The sequence below is a fragment of the Pseudoduganella lutea genome, assembly GCF_004209755.1.
GTDB classification, from domain to species: Bacteria; Pseudomonadota; Gammaproteobacteria; order Burkholderiales; family Burkholderiaceae_D; genus Rugamonas; species Rugamonas lutea.
This window is the reverse complement of record NZ_CP035913.1, coordinates 6,599,907-6,614,132: the sequence shown is the minus strand read 5'-3', so window position 1 is coordinate 6,614,132 and position 14,226 is coordinate 6,599,907. Positions and strand designations below refer to the sequence as shown.

Here is a 14,226-nt window from a genome sequence, read left to right as displayed (position 1 = left end):
TTGCGCGGTACTCAGCTAGATGGAAAGACGCTTCGGCGTCTTTTTTTTTGTTCATTGTTCCGGCCGGCCGGTTTTGGCCGATCTACGTCGTTCATCGAAGGACCGGTACCGCCCCTAAGCGGACGTTCGGAACTCCTCAAGTCTGAAGAAAGCTCAAAGTACCAAAAGAGCTTATGGTGAAGGCCCGTTTTTGATAGTTTTGGCCTCGAGTCAGACCTTTTTCGCTTACCGCTTATATACCTCACCCTTTCAATTCTTGAAACAGAATGAACAACTGCCCAAAGCAGAGAATCGCCTGAACAACAATTACAACAATGGCCGCTCCCCCGCGCACGGTACGCCCTTCGGGAATAGAACTGCTTTGCAACGCAACAATCACCAACGTAGCGATGCCGATTAGCGGTATGATCAAAAATGCCATATAAGTAGGTGCAAAACCGTCTGGCGTGCCGGATAAATCGAAGTGCACAGCGATTGGGCGGTCAGCTGGGATATGCAAATAGCCGTAAACGCCAATAAGGCTTGATATGACTACGAAAACTCCGCAAATTGCGTTCGCTACTCGATTCATTTTTCTCTCCGTCATCACGTTAATGATTAACACTCAGGTGACGCATAGCTAGACCTCATTTGAATGTATTTGATCTCCGTGCTACGGTACATCCTGGCTACCTCTCCCACAGCCCGAAAACCGTTGCGTGTGCAAAACCGTTGAGCTCTGATGTTTGGCTTCGCAACGTTTAGGATCATTTCCCTACCAGTTTGTGAACGCGCAGCATCTAGCAATGCTTGCCCCATACCCTTTCCTCGAACATCTCTTCGAACAAATACGGCGCGTAACTGATTGCTGTACAGGGCTACGAATCCCAAGACTTCTTTATCATCAAGAACCAGTACGGTTGATTCTCCGAACGCTGTCAGAAGGGTCTAATCTTCGTCTAACTGAGTGACTACGAGCTTAATGTTTTCGAACTCGAGCTCGTCGCTTCGTGCCTCAATTTAAATGCTGCACACAGCAGGGAAATCGAGGTCTGTAAAATCGCGCACCACCATGACATGTCACCCGAAATTGTTTAATGGCGGCTGTTAGGCCAATCTCGGCCGTTCGCTGCAGCACAGCAGGTCGCTGAACCGAAAGGTCACAGACTGTCACGACAGGCTGCTCCCGCCCCTAAGCGGACGTTATCAGTACTCACTCTACCTCTCCGAATACCAAATAAATATTTTCTTTAAGTTCAACTTTTGCAATTGTCGCTTTACGAGCGACTGCGCATTTTTTTGGGGTAAAGCCTTGTGGGAACATTAATTTCTCACCTACCCCGCGGTCAATTTCGAATTGAGTCAAAAAAAATCTTTTTCGAGCTATTGAGAAATCAACTTTTTTAATGGCTGCTTCTGAAGCAATCATTAACGACCAATAGTTCTCCTTTGGCACATGCGCGATATTAGTGAGATATTTGTTAAAACGTTCGCTTTCGAGATCAACCTTTGAGAACTCCGATTGATATGGGTCAAGTACACATACTACTTCAGCTTCCGCATCAATGAAGTCATGGAGTGGAAAAATGGTATTTCTGACTGACTCATCTTCGATAAAACCATATATCCCTTCCTCTTTTTTGGAGCTGCAGGCGGAGCTAAGCAATACCAATGCTACAAAAATGAGATACAAATTAATATTGAGCATTATAAGCCTCCAGACCGATGAATATTTATGGTAGATATGAAAGGCAGCTTACGCCCCAAAGCGGACATGCCCGCGAACCGAGGCTGTCTCACCATTTAGCCGGTGATGGCCTGCATCCTATCTACGATTCGTCATCGTCTGAATCATTACCCGCCCATTGAGATAAGTCATCAATTGGTCGAGGCATCCGGCCACTTAACCATTCGGCGCACAATGCTGGACTAAACTCTTTCTCAGTCGACTCAATGACCCACGACAGGAATTGCTGTGGCCCACCGTTCATATACGGCGGAGGTGACACCGGCTTGAAGATCGTCGGCAGCGGTTCAGAAATTGAAATGTAATTTAAGACGTGCCCCATTTCCTGAACAACTTGCCAGGCAAGCGGATGTCCGATATCGACTTGAAGCTTGACCCACCAGGTCCCATCCTCGAACGCCCCTGCCCCATGCTTGGTTTAACTCCAGGCACTGTTTTCAAAAATTCCACCAAGGGGTCACACGATGAGTTTTTATCCATATAAATTCCTTGTCCAGCATAAAAAATCGCGAAAGCGAATGACTGCTTCTGGCCGAAAGCGGCCGGTCCCATTGCCAAAGTGTACGTGTTTGTCGCACCAGGAGAAGCAGCAGGTTTTGTTAGGCGCTTTTTTTAGGCAGCCGCAGCAGCGGTGTTCAGCTGGCACAGCGATGATGTCGCCGGCGCAGTTCACGTTATTTCCCCCTCAGTCCGGCATGTCTCATGCGCAGCCACGATCGAGTATCGAAAGGCATCCATACTGTGGCGCCGACCGACGCATCGCCACCGGTCGCGATCCAGCTATGGCCGATTTCATCGATCGCGATGGTGCCAGGGGCCCAGTGCTCTGGGGTGCGCAGTGCGCTGGTCCACCCCGCCACAATGTCGTTGTGGATGAGAACGACCCCACCGCGGCCGCTATATCCGCGCTCACGTCGCCAGGCGATGGCGGCGCGGATTAGCCCAAGCGGAACAAAATTCATCAGTCTATCGTCTCCTGGTCGCGCCATTTCTTGAACCAACATCTTGACCGAAAGCGTTCTGCCGACTGGCCCACTGTACATGAGCATGCGTGCCTGTGCCAGAAAGGCGTGGTCTACCCGGCGGGGGCTCTCCCGACCAACTTTATTCTGATCCGACCAATTTTATTTGCGCTAGTCATTCCTGACTAGCGCAAATAAAATTGGTCGGAACTAGACGCTGTAGGTCATTGATTCTGAACGACCATACGACGGTCGGAGGGTACCCGATCCAGCCGGCGACCGGCGGCGTTACCAATGAAGTTGGTCGGGCCCGCGGCCGCTCCCGCCCTAAAACCGGACGGCTCGTGGCTCATCTATGTAAGGAGATAACCAACGTCAAGATCACTCCCAGAGTAATCATGCCAATGAGAGTGACGGCCACGAACTCGTAATAGATTTCCATGGCACGACCTTTCTGCGCACAGATGGCCCAAGTTTCCTTCAGCGTAACCGGACGTACTCTGCCGAACGTTGCGATGATGATCACGTATCTTCCGACACCAAACAATACGGTCTCGAAAAGCAGATGAAATGCTAATTCCAGAATCATGACCGTGCTCCTTGATTGTGCTTGTGAAATGGCGCAGGCACCGTTTTGTCGACCTCGCTGCTATGCCCTGTTGGCTCGCCTTACAAGGCCAGATGGATCGGCTATAACCATCTTTGATGTCGACAAGCTCGAATGCATTCGGTCGCCAGAGCGCCGTGATTCATGACCGGCGCGAGCGATCCAGAGGGGCGAACCGACCTTGGAACAGCGATGACTGTACATGACATTTCAGCGGCCGTACACAACACTATGTCAGCCGCCTCGATTGGCACCTACTGGTCTCCATACACGGAGCGAAATTTCCATATCGACAGTCCGCTTCTGGCGGAAAGCCGCCTGTCACGACTGGCCGGTTCCGCCCCAAAGCGGACGTTCATTCGTTACTGGGTTAGAGGTTTAGCCAACGCGTTAATTCTGCTGTCAAGCTCCGCCAAGTTTTCACCCATGTTCATTTCTTCCGCAGCGGACCTCAACAGCCGTAGAAGCGGAAGGCAGGTTGGCTGATCTTCGTAAGTGATCGACTCTAGCCATTCAAACGCTAGTCCGAGTTCGTTGGCATCCAAAAACTCATCGAATTGTCGCAGGTCAGTCTCATTGGCTGCGGCAACTTCCGGCAGGAGTAATGCCTTTGCTGACACTAGCAGGCGTTCCGTTCTTTGCCAAGAGGCTTGATAGTCTGACATTGATTAGTTAAAGGTAGTCAAGGTGTAGGTAGCTTCTGGCCCTTAGCCGCGTTGCTCAATCGCCAAGCGCACTAAAAGCTCACCAAGTTTCAGCGCTTCCTGCTCGCCTAGTTCAACAGGGTCTGTACCCGGCGCATTGATTTTGAGGTGAATTCCACCGTCGACCCATACACTGATATCGCCACTTGCCATTTCGAAGATTTCTGTTTTTTGTTTAAAATCAGACACAGTATTGCTCGCTTTAAGCGTTCGATTATTATGGAAGCCAAGTGCTTCAATGACCGCTCCTGGCCGAACGCGGCCGTTCGCCGCAGCATAGCAGGTCGCCGCACCGGAAAGTCATAGACTGTCACAACAGGCAGCTCCCGCCCCAAAGCAGACACCCGCGAGCACTGCTGTGGTCTGCCGCCAATAGACGGCTCTCGGCTCGTAAGATGCACTGACATTGATCCCTCCTAAACTGCACAGTGCAAGCCACTGCTACTTGTCGCGCGGAAGCAGCAACCGGCCTGCTAGTTCATGACAATTAGCATAATTTTATCTATGCTCAGACAATTCACCCGCTCCTTCCCAAGCCACGAAAGGAAATCGCCATGCAGCCTATTTCGCGCGGATTTGCCCTGGTTACCGTATTTGCCATGTCGCTCGCCTTCCTACCAGCCGCGCATGCCGAACAACACTTGACGACCAGCGGCTTCACGCTGGCGATTGCCGGATCGAGCAGCGGCTCGGCGGAGATCGACCTGCTGTCGGACACGGGCAGCACGGTACGCATTGCCCTGACTGGCGATCCGGCAAACACTCCTGTACTGGCTTATAGCGAAGACGCGCCGCGTGAGAACACGGTGTTCGGAGGCGTGCAGCTGGCCGGCACGGTGACAGAGGGCTACCGGATTACGTCGCTGACGCTCAGCGGCACCCTGAATGCCAGCTCCGAGATCACGCCACCCGATTTTGAATGCGGCATCAACTGCTTCGGACGCGGTGGAGAAGCCGGCAACGAAGCGACGATCGCCTGGACACTGACCAGCGCCGGCATCTCGACGACCCTGCCTCGTTTGAACGTTCCCTATATCGAAGGCAGCGCGCCATTCGCTCTGGCGACCAATACGCACACGACAGGAGACTTCACGCTCGACATACAGAGCACGCTGTTCGCGTACGCGGCGGGAACGATGTACGAGATCACCCACTTCGAGGGCGGCAGCAGCTGGATCAGCTACCACTCATGGCCCGCTTGGAGCGCGTTGCAGTTGACGGACCTCGTGCTAACGGCGAATGTAAGCGCAGTGCCGGAACCGGGGACGTACGGGATGCTGCTGGCGGGATTGGGCGTGCTCGGAATGCGGGCGCGGCGCCGGGTGCGCTGACACGTCGTTCGTATTTCTGGAGGAGTCGGTCAGGTTCTGCAGCGAGGCAAAAAATTATAAGCAGTCACCGAACCGTGACTTTGTACGACCGCATCCGCCCCGAAGCGGACGCTGGTAAGACAGAAATTCCTCTGCCGTTTCCGAGAGTTTGTTCCACTGAAGCTGCAATATAGCGCCTCTCACTCGGGTTTGAGTTTCATCCAAAATTCGGAAATTCCTATAGATAGCGGGATCAATGACCGAAGTTCTCCGGAGAAAAAGCTGACCTCTGCAATTTCGGTCGAGCAATCGGCAAAGAAGTAGTCACCTCCTCCGTCTATTGCAAAAGGAAAATATGATAGAAAGACAATTCCCTTATCCAGTACTAGATTCTGGTACATAGATACAGCCGTACACCTCCCGCGATCAGAGATGATCGGTATGAATTCACATACAACGGTATCAATACACGCGTCTTCGTAAACATAGGGTTCTGGAACGCCACCGTTCGATTGAAGATACTGTCTTCTCAATACGGATGGGAAAAGCAACCCTATTGTCGCCTCGACGCTATTGATATCGCTTTCAGTAATTTTTCTGTCGGGACTAGAAAATTTCATGTCGTTCGGCATTTCTGAAGCAGCTCGGCAGCGACGCTGCTGCCACGGCGGCTCTCTCGGTTATCTTGGAGGTTTGCAGAGGACCGCTCCTGGCCGAAACCGGCCTCTCGCAGCGGGATAGCAGGTTGACAAGACGAAAAAATCACGAGCTGTCATGTCAGGCAGTTGTCGTCCTAAAGTAGACAAAACGGCGTCTTTATGGTGTTTGTGCAGTTCAGCTTCTCGGACGCGCAGCTGGCAGCTGGCAGCTGGCAGTTGGCAGTTGGCAGTTGGCAGTTGGCAGTTGGCAGTTGGCAGTATGAATCGTTCCAACTTTGGCCTAGGCCGATTCATTTGAATCAAGCCAGAATAGCTTGCTACTCAACTGCGCGGCTATTACCGGCTGGATCTAGCCCACATATTCGCAATTTAAGTTAGGCGCCGCGTATGTTCTTTAACGCGTTCCTCTGGACTCAGCACACGCCGGTCACTCATCCGCACGGCACGTCGACGGTCGCCCACTAGATCGCGCAACTCACGAACGCTCAGACCAGTCGCATCGTGAATTTGCAACAAAAGCGTCGCACTGACGGGATACCGACGTTGTCTGATCCAAGTGAGAAGATGCTTACTAATCTGCAGTGCCTTGCCTAATCCGGCGTCACCTGAGACGCCTGTATGTAAAGCCAGTGCATCGAGGAATCTGGCCGGGTCATAGACTTGACTCAGCCGTTGTTGATCATTCATCTCCATTTTATGACTCCTGTGTTTTACTCTTCATTTAGAGACGAACAGCAAGAAATCAAGATGTCTGGGCCTCCGCTCACTCAACGGACACCTCTACGGCAAGAAAACTAAAATTGACTTACTGCTCCTAGCCGAAACCGGCCTGTCGCGCCAGGTTAACAGATTGCAAAGCGGAAAAGTCCACCGATTGACACACTGGCTGTTTTCTTTGGGTCATAGGGACTATCCGGGATTGGGGGCACATACAAGGGATTGACTAGCACTAGCGCGCAAAAAACCCGCCACAAAGCGGGCGGGTGCGTCGGCGACGGGTCGTTGAGCAACCTGGAACAGGAGGCCGGACAGCCGGTCGCTACCGCCGACCTCTACCGGTCAAGAATGTTTGTTCGATTTGTCGTTGGGCGCTGCTGCGCTCCCCTGGGCATTGCCCTCCGCCTTGCTTCCATTGCCCGCATCGACCTGGGCGCCAGCACTCCCGGCGCTTTGCATAGTGGCGTGGGCCTGCATGCTCGCATTGCCGCTCTCACCGCGCATGCCTTCGAAAGGATTACGGAAGTTCTTCAGGTTTTCTTCCTGCTGACGCACGTTACGCTGGGTCTGATCGACGGCAACGCGCGCTACCTCTTGCGCCAACGACTGCGCGGTACGCGAGGTTTGTGGCACATGCTCAGACGACACCCGGGCCAGCTCGACCTGGGCGTCGGTTGCCACGCGGGCGATCTGCTGGCGGTATGCCTGCAGTTTCGAGCTGGCTGGCTGGGCGCGCGCTGTTGCAACCGCGAGTGCCTCGGCTGGCGTGGCGGCAGCCAGGAACTGTTGGGATGCAATGGCACTGTCTTCCAGCAGCGATTGGGTCAGCTGAATATTGGCTTCACACAGGCTCTGGAAAGAGCGCGACATTGCATTGGACATCTCGTTGAGATATGCCATCTGGGCATCGAGATGGGCCCGTACTGCTGGGGTCACTTCGGGGGAAAATGGAAACATAAATACCTTCGAGAAGAGAGTCACGTAAATGGCGACCGCGTCAGGTAGTTGTTTCAGGCACCTGACAGGGCCGATAGAAGTTAATTGCTGCATTTAGCACCGGCGGTATTGCCCTAGGCGTGGGCCAGAGCGAATCCAGTGTGTATTGATAGTAGATCGATTACACAATGATGGCGTTTCATTACGATGCAGCATCAAGACCCGAACGCACCGAGCTAACTTGTCGCCATACTGGCATGCCAGCTGGAGGCATATCATGCGAGTGGTTTACTGTCCATTTCGAGCCCGTTTGCTGGGCTTGCCGCCCCACGCCCCAAGGCGCGCGAACTTCCGCTTTTCGCCGAAATCGGCCGTTCGCCGCAGCATAACAGGCTGCCGGAGAAGGTTACAGACTGCCACTACAGCCAGCTCTCGCCCCATAGCAGACTTAAGTCAGACCTTGTTCTACTAGGTTTTCCGGCAAGCAAAACCCTTGCAATGACACTACGAGGCACACCTTCACGAATCAAAAAATCATCGGCTCTTCTCAAACCCAGTTCTTCTTTAATCTTTATTGCAGCGCTGACATAAGCTGCCTGCACATGATTTCGCCAGTTGCATGCGGGCTGCTCGGGCAGTGAACGGCTAAATTCGAACCAAACCGGACCGACCAACGGCTTTGTTGAACGACATCAAAGCCAGAGGTTTAACGGCGCACATTGTGCGAACTTACCGTTGCTAACACCTCAGATAGCATATCGAGATCTGCGGGCTTAACGAAGTAATGATCAAATCCTACCTCCGTGGCCAAGTTCCGATCACGCATCGTTCCCAAACCCGTCAGGGCAATTAACGCGGGTTGCACGGATGATACCTTCCGAATGTTGGTAGCAAGGTCATATCCGCTGCTGTCGGGCAGGCCAATGTCAAGAATGCACACATCTGGTGCCGATGACTGGGCCATTTCCAGCGCCTGGCTTGCCGTGTGTGCAAGCGACACGTGGTGCCCCATCGTCGAAAGGAAAAATTGCAGCATTTCGGCTGCATCGACATTATCATCCACCACTAGAATCGACAGATCTCGATTGGCAACAGGCAGTTCAACAAGACGATCGACGCTACGCCGTTCCGGAACCGCTTCGTCTGGCGCCAGGGACGGTATGCACGCGATGAACCGGCTGCCCCGGCCGAGGCCTTCACTGTGGCACGTTACTGTACCGTGATGCAGGTGGATCAGGCTGCGTACCAGTGCCAGCCCGATGCCAAGCCCTCCTATGGCTCTATCCGACGTAAGCCGGACCTGCTCGAACAATTCGAACACGACCTCCTGTATGGCCGGGTCGATGCCAATACCGTTGTCTACGACGATGATACATACGTTACCATCGGCAACCGACATTTCGAGGCTGATGGTGCCTTCCGGGGGAGTGTACTTCGCCGCGTTGTTCAGAAGATTGGCAATGACCTGAATCAGCCGCTTTTCATCGCCCTTCACGTAAGCCTTGAGAGGCGCGAGTTTCAACGTGAGCATGTGCTGGCGGCTTTCGATGAGTGGCTGCACTTGCTCGATCGCCGCATTGACCACCAGCTTCATGTCGAGCGGGGCCATATTCAATGTAATCTGCCCGCGTGACACACGCGATACGTCCAGCAGATCATCCACCAGCGCGGTCATGTGCTTGACCTGACGAATGATGACCTGGCTTGCTTTCTTCGCAGGGCCGGCCTCGAGTTTGCCCAGGGCCAGCAATTCGGCAGCGGCACTTACTGGCGCCAGCGGGTTGCGCAACTCGTGCGCAAGCATTGCCAGAAATTCGTCCTTGCGGCGATCCGCGTCGCGCAGCGCGCCTTCCATGCGCTGCCTTTCGCTCACGTCGTGAAATACAATAACACTGCCGCCTGGCTGTCCTTCTCTGCCGGGAATCTCCGCCTCGCGAATTTCGATCAAGTGCTGGACGCCTTCACGCGTGCGAAGACGTAGCATCGTATGCGAAGGCGTGCCGCCGGTTTCGGTACGAGCAGGCCCGTCATCTCCCGCCCCGGGCCAATCCGGCTGCACGGCGTCGAAAACCTGTTCGATCCGAAGCCCCTTGGCGTCCTCCTGCGACCAGCCTGTCAAACACTGGGCTTGGCGGTTAACATATTCAACAGCACCCGCCTCATCGACGGAGATTACCCCGTCCGCGATGGCACCGAGTATCAACTCGGCGCGCTCCTTTTCGGCTGCCAGGTTGTCTTGCAATTGCTTCAGGTTGGTCAGATCCCGTGTGACCTTGCAGAATCCTTCGAGCTCGCCGCTGTCGTTGCGGATCGCAATCAGCTCGACAAGGGCCCAGAATAGCGAACCGTCCTTGCGCTTGCGCCATGCCGACTCCTGAAAGGTTCCCTGACTGGCCGCGTCTTCTAGGTTATGTTTCGGGTGGTTGCGGCGCTTGTCCTCATCCGTGTACAGAATACTCAGGTGCTGGCCGATTGCTTCATCTTTAGAAAATCCTTTCATGACTTCTGCTGCCGGATTCCAAGTCTGAATCACTCCTGAGCGATCTGTCAGAAAAATCGCATAATCGGAGACTTTCTCGACCATACGGGAATAGCTAAGCTCCAAGAGTGTATTAGTCATTTGCTTTCTCAACAATGAATCAAGCCAAGATGATTACGACAATGTTGTCGGGATGTCTCAACTATACGTCGGTCATTTTGGGGAGGCGGACGACTGCTTCTGGCCCAGGCAGTGTAAAAACGCCGGCCGCGTAAACGAAACCAGTTCGGTAAACGTTGGGTGAGTATCTTATCAACCGGGGTGCAAAATGAAGCGCTTCATCGAAGGCGAAGACCGAGGACGGGGGACGTTGCTGCCTGAGCTGCTAGACGACTACGTGGCCGAGAACAATCCGGTTCGCGTGGTCGATGTATTTGTAGAAGAACTCGACTTGGGAAAACTCGGCTTTGGGCGTGTGCAGCCGGCCAGGACCGGACGACCGTCCTACCATCCAACTGTGCTGCTCAAGCTCTACATCTACAGCTACCTCAACCGCGTGGACTGTCAAGTCTTGCAGGCGCCAGATCGTCCTGACGCCGTAGGCCTTGGCCTCTTTTCTCGCTCCAAGCTCTCTCGAGCGTGCAGGCACTGGCGCAGACCGGACTCGGCGTCAGCCCGGCGCCACACGACGCCGAGCGCTACCAGGAATTACTTCAGCTAGGCCAGCGTATGCTGCACCACCTGATTGGGATGCCGCTGCCGGTACTCCAACAAGAGGCCGCGAGACAGACCCGCTACGCGACGCCAAAGATTGACCTATACGCCGTAATCTTTCGCGGCGCCGACGCAATTTTGATGGTGCGTGAAAAAGCCGACGGCGGCCGCTGGTCGCTGCTAGGAGTTGGGCCGACGTCAGCAATTCCCCGTTTGAGGTGCAATCGAACGGCATGCTGGCTTACCCCAACTGGCACCAGGTTACTGCGTGGGTGGCGTGCTCCAGTTCAGCTTGAGCGGGTTCTTTATCGGATCAGTCATCCACCCTTGGCGCCCTGGCCCCCTGTTGAAATTACTTTTACCTGGAGACTTTCCGAAGAAGTACTCGTCGGCCATATCGTAGATCGCCAAGAATTCCTCTGGCCCTAGATTGTGGCCTTTCTGGCCAAAGCTGTTCTCGAAGTCACGCCAGTGCACGCGCACCCATCGCCCGGCGCCGAACCAGTCGTAGATCATGGTGTCAGCGCGAATACCCGACTCCAAAGCCAGGTAGTTGTCATATCCGTCGCCGAGCGAACTCAGGCTCAGCAGAGGGCGAGGCGCGACTAGGGCCGCCAGCGTTGGGGCATCCCATGGCATGCGCAGACCGCGCCCCGCGAACGCACGAAAGCGCGGGTGATACCAGTGCGGGAACTGCTTGACCATGATCTCGGCGTAATCGTCCCTTCCACGGAAACCAGCCGGATCGCGCTGGCGCATGACGCTGGTGGAAAACGGTCCGGTGGCCGAGGGCGCCACGAAGGCGATGCGCTCGTCAAAAATAGCGGCCGCCATGGCAGTGGCGCCGCCCCTTGAGTGGCCAGCGCCGATGATCTTGGCCATATCGGTGGCGCCCTCCTGTTGTAAGACATTGATTACTGGCTGGTAGGCCCAGGCCCAGGCGCCGATCGTATGGAAATCGTATTCCGGGTATAGCGCAAAGACGCCGGCTTTGCGGTCGGCGTTGTTCGGATCGTCTGGCGCCACTTCATCGCGATTGAATTCAACAACTGCGTAGCCCCGCCGCACGCCCTCGTCCTTGCTAAAGGTCGGGTTCGGATAGCCGTACTCGGGCTTGTTATTGATGAGCGTGGGGTAGGGCTTAAGCGGCTCCGGTCGGTATAAAGTGAACCGGTAGGAATACGACAGCCCAACGCGCTGTATCGTGATGCGGTAGGTTTGCTTGCGCCCCTTGATGCTTGAACCGGTGGGCGAAAACGCTTCGTCTGAGAGCCGCTCGTAACGCATTTCCTTGGCACTGGGGTTAGGCGGAATGGTCCCGTAGAGGTAATGCTCCATCTTGGCACGCAAATAGGCGCGTTGGGCTGGCCACTCGGCGCGACTGCGCACGCGTGTACCGTCTGGCTTCAGGAAGGGATCCGGGATCAGTGGTTGCTCTGGTAACGCGTCGACCTCGACAAAGGCGTAGGCGGGAATGGCGTGGCTTAGGCTATGGCTGCCAGCGATAACGACACTTAACATGATTGCAAGAATCGAACGCAACATCAGTTTCTCCGAATATGCGCGGCGAATTCGCGCTATGTTCAGATATCATAACAGCTAACCAATTCTCTGGCACATGGACAACTGGGGAAGATTGATAAGTTGAAACAGAAAAACCCTGACTTCGCCTGGCTGCGGAGTCAGCGGTAATGTCAAACCTTACGGGTATAACGTTGTCAGTACTTCACTTTCCGCGAGCGTGCGCCTTGGCCCAACACGATATAACAGAATGACAGGTCCAACTACGACGTGGACGAATTAAGGAATGAGCCGTTATACATACGTGATCACTGAACGCGGTAGGGAACAGGGTGGTGGATGGCGTCTGAGCCTGCAGGAAAATGATGAAAACGTGGGCAGGAGAGACTTTTTAGTGCTACCGGCTGACAGAGTGGCCGCTGAAATTTGGTGGGCGATGCTGTGCGAAGCCGAGCGGCGCTTCTGGTTCGCGTTGAACAATGCAGATCTACCTGTGGGCCCCTACGAAACTTACCTATTAGCCGAAAGCTACGCCGAAGCGAAGCGAATCGGTGAAGAATGGATATCTTTCCACTGACTGCTTTGCGCTATACCTACGAGATCACAGCACGACCAGCAAAGTTAGGAGGGGCTGGCAACTGCGCTTGCAGGACAATGGAATACAGAAGGGAGGTGCGGATTTTCCGGCAGCGGATGCGTCCGTAGACGAGGTGATGACGTGGTGGAACAATATCGATGTCGAGTCCCGTCTGATCGTAGACGCGTTTGACGAATAGCTCGGGCTTGCGCTTCTGCAACTTTTTGAGCGCTTGGATTGGTGTTGTTGAGCCGATAGCGCGTTGCGGAATATGGTGATTGTAAAGCTTAAGGTAATTGAGCAAGGTGGCCGCCAGATCAGCCCTGCTATCGCAGCGTGTCTGCGCGATTAGTTCGCTGATTCCGCCATTGAATCGTTCGACCATACCGTTGGTTTGTGAATGGCGAGGCGGCGCCAGGCGGTGCTCGATCTCCATGGTGGTACAGGCTTTGTCGAACGCATGGTTGCCGCTGGGCGCTTTGTCTTTGGTGGTGAAACGGTCCGTAAATTTCGAACCGTTGTCGGTCAAAATCTTGGTGATTTTGATAGGTGACGCGAGCGTCAAACGGCGCAGGAAATCAACACTACTACGCTCGGTCATATCGCCATAGATATGCAGGTATACCCAGCGCGTACCGCGGTCGATGGCGACGAACAGATAGCGGCTCGAGGTCTCGTCACGCATCTACGGCAGGTACTTGATATCGACGTGCAGGAAGCCTAGCTCATAGTCTTTAAAAGTCTTCTTGACCGTGATCGTTTCCCCTTCTGCTTTGGGAATCACGTCCTCCAATCTTGCCATGCCTTCGCGTTTGAGTGGCCGTGCATTGCCCGAGCGGGAGACCTCCGAATTGATGTATTGACGGGTAATGTAAAGTAGGTCGTGGAGCGGCAAATAGAGCGTCTGGCGAAGTGAGAGTACGACAATTCCTGGGCCGCGCTCAAAGTCGTGTGCAGCTGTGAGCACGATGCGAACGGTCTTGCACATTGAATCGCCCTGGCTTTCATGGAGGCCGGTTCATGTGAGTAGGCCGGGCCGGCCCAAGATCAGACCCGACCAAGAATGTAGGTCGAGTACTCCTATTCGTGTGTTTCCACGGCTAAGATCTCAATATCTTCGAGGGCAGCGACACTCAGTTGCTGTTCGTACTCCACGGCTACGCCGTCCTGTACCGCCAACACCAAGCCATAACCGCCGTGCCACCGATCAAGTCGGGTCCGTTCTGTGTATCGCCGCCCTAATGGCTCTAAGCCGATCACGATTGGGCCTGACGGACATCGGTTAAGGCCACGACAGCAGATGCGATACAAGCA

At 54.3% G+C, this 14,226-nt stretch carries 13 protein-coding genes and 2 pseudogenes; 3 read left to right on the top strand and 12 right to left on the bottom strand.

From position 1 onward, the window contains the following. Positions 1 to 241 precede the first annotated feature (241 nt). From EWM63_RS27925 to EWM63_RS27895, 6 genes are all read right to left on the bottom strand, one after another. Entirely contained in the window at positions 242 to 571 is a 330-nt protein-coding gene (locus EWM63_RS27925; RefSeq protein ID WP_165390964.1) for a DUF1648 domain-containing protein, read from the bottom strand. A 26-nt stretch (positions 572 to 597) separates the two neighbouring features. Next, a complete protein-coding gene (locus EWM63_RS33105) occupies positions 598 to 894 on the bottom strand; it encodes a GNAT family N-acetyltransferase (RefSeq protein WP_503826256.1) in 297 nt (98 codons plus the stop codon). Positions 895 to 1,192: 298 nt separating this feature from the next. Then, entirely contained in the window at positions 1,193 to 1,687 is a 495-nt protein-coding gene (locus EWM63_RS27915; RefSeq protein WP_130189436.1) for a hypothetical protein, read from the bottom strand. Between the two features lie 713 nt (positions 1,688 to 2,400). Continuing rightward, positions 2,401 to 2,688 (bottom strand): hypothetical protein, encoded by a 288-nt coding sequence (locus EWM63_RS27905; protein ID WP_130189435.1) that lies wholly within the window; start codon positions 2,686 to 2,688, stop codon positions 2,401 to 2,403. A gap of 349 nt (positions 2,689 to 3,037) precedes the next feature. Next, positions 3,038 to 3,277, bottom strand: a complete 240-nt coding sequence (locus EWM63_RS27900; protein ID WP_130189434.1) for a hypothetical protein — start codon at positions 3,275 to 3,277, stop codon at positions 3,038 to 3,040. A gap of 725 nt (positions 3,278 to 4,002) precedes the next feature. Further along, complete coding sequence (locus EWM63_RS27895; protein WP_130189433.1) at positions 4,003 to 4,188, bottom strand: hypothetical protein; 186 nt, start codon at positions 4,186 to 4,188, stop codon at positions 4,003 to 4,005. A 365-nt stretch (positions 4,189 to 4,553) separates the two neighbouring features. Between EWM63_RS27895 and EWM63_RS32645 the strand changes: the two genes are divergently transcribed. Further along, entirely contained in the window at positions 4,554 to 5,330 is a 777-nt protein-coding gene (locus tag EWM63_RS32645; RefSeq protein ID WP_229487543.1) for a PEP-CTERM sorting domain-containing protein, read from the top strand. Positions 5,331 to 5,509: 179 nt separating this feature from the next. On the opposite strand, the gene EWM63_RS33100 is transcribed toward EWM63_RS32645, so the two are convergent. From EWM63_RS33100 to EWM63_RS27865, 4 genes are all read right to left on the bottom strand, one after another. Further along, positions 5,510 to 5,929 (bottom strand): SMI1/KNR4 family protein, encoded by a 420-nt coding sequence (locus EWM63_RS33100; RefSeq protein WP_371861258.1) that lies wholly within the window; start codon positions 5,927 to 5,929, stop codon positions 5,510 to 5,512. A 408-nt stretch (positions 5,930 to 6,337) separates the two neighbouring features. Further along, entirely contained in the window at positions 6,338 to 6,661 is a 324-nt protein-coding gene (locus EWM63_RS27875) for a hypothetical protein (protein ID WP_130189430.1), read from the bottom strand. 366 nt (positions 6,662 to 7,027) lie between these two features. Further along, positions 7,028 to 7,735 carry a TIGR01841 family phasin gene (phaP, locus tag EWM63_RS27870; protein WP_229487541.1) on the bottom strand — a complete coding sequence of 236 codons (708 nt, stop codon included), beginning with the start codon at positions 7,733 to 7,735 and terminating at the stop codon, positions 7,028 to 7,030. A 592-nt stretch (positions 7,736 to 8,327) separates the two neighbouring features. Then, positions 8,328 to 10,241 (bottom strand): hybrid sensor histidine kinase/response regulator, encoded by a 1,914-nt coding sequence (locus EWM63_RS27865; protein ID WP_130189429.1) that lies wholly within the window; start codon positions 10,239 to 10,241, stop codon positions 8,328 to 8,330. Between the two features lie 187 nt (positions 10,242 to 10,428). On the opposite strand from EWM63_RS27865, the pseudogene EWM63_RS27860 reads away from it, so the two are divergent. Further along, positions 10,429 to 10,659 (top strand): annotated as a pseudogene (locus tag EWM63_RS27860) (transposase); the annotation flags it as partial. A 416-nt stretch (positions 10,660 to 11,075) separates the two neighbouring features. On the opposite strand, the gene EWM63_RS32640 reads toward EWM63_RS27860, so the two are convergent. Beyond that, the gene (locus EWM63_RS32640; RefSeq protein ID WP_229487540.1) at positions 11,076 to 12,359 is read right to left on the bottom strand and encodes an alpha/beta hydrolase; all 1,284 of its coding nucleotides are present in this window, start codon (positions 12,357 to 12,359) and stop codon (positions 11,076 to 11,078) included. A 262-nt stretch (positions 12,360 to 12,621) separates the two neighbouring features. Between EWM63_RS32640 and EWM63_RS27850 the strand changes: the two genes are divergently transcribed. After that, on the top strand, positions 12,622 to 12,912 hold the full coding sequence (locus EWM63_RS27850) for a hypothetical protein (protein ID WP_130189427.1): 291 nt from the start codon (positions 12,622 to 12,624) through the stop codon (positions 12,910 to 12,912). 160 nt (positions 12,913 to 13,072) lie between these two features. Here EWM63_RS27850 and EWM63_RS33185 read toward each other — a convergent pair. Then, positions 13,073 to 13,907: pseudogene (locus EWM63_RS33185) on the bottom strand (DDE-type integrase/transposase/recombinase); the annotation flags it as partial. Positions 13,908 to 14,226 lie beyond the last annotated feature (319 nt).

Bases quoted from the DNA above. Each gene is read 5' to 3' on its own strand.
- EWM63_RS32640 (WP_229487540.1), bottom strand. From the start codon at position 12,359: ATGTTGCGTTCGATTCTTGCAATCATGTTAAGTGTCGTTATCGCTGGC.
- EWM63_RS27925 (WP_165390964.1), bottom strand. From the start codon at position 571: ATGAATCGAGTAGCGAACGCAATTTGCGGAGTTTTCGTAGTCATATCA.
- EWM63_RS27915 (WP_130189436.1), bottom strand. From the start codon at position 1,687: ATGCTCAATATTAATTTGTATCTCATTTTTGTAGCATTGGTATTGCTT.
- EWM63_RS27905 (WP_130189435.1), bottom strand. From the start codon at position 2,688: ATGAATTTTGTTCCGCTTGGGCTAATCCGCGCCGCCATCGCCTGGCGA.
- EWM63_RS32645 (WP_229487543.1), top strand. From the start codon at position 4,554: ATGCAGCCTATTTCGCGCGGATTTGCCCTGGTTACCGTATTTGCCATG.
- EWM63_RS27850 (WP_130189427.1), top strand. From the start codon at position 12,622: ATGAGCCGTTATACATACGTGATCACTGAACGCGGTAGGGAACAGGGT.
- EWM63_RS27900 (WP_130189434.1), bottom strand. From the start codon at position 3,277: ATGATTCTGGAATTAGCATTTCATCTGCTTTTCGAGACCGTATTGTTT.
- EWM63_RS27875 (WP_130189430.1), bottom strand. From the start codon at position 6,661: ATGGAGATGAATGATCAACAACGGCTGAGTCAAGTCTATGACCCGGCC.
- EWM63_RS27865 (WP_130189429.1), bottom strand. From the start codon at position 10,241: ATGACTAATACACTCTTGGAGCTTAGCTATTCCCGTATGGTCGAGAAA.
- phaP (WP_229487541.1), bottom strand. From the start codon at position 7,735: ATGCAGCAATTAACTTCTATCGGCCCTGTCAGGTGCCTGAAACAACTA.
- EWM63_RS33100 (WP_371861258.1), bottom strand. From the start codon at position 5,929: ATGAAATTTTCTAGTCCCGACAGAAAAATTACTGAAAGCGATATCAAT.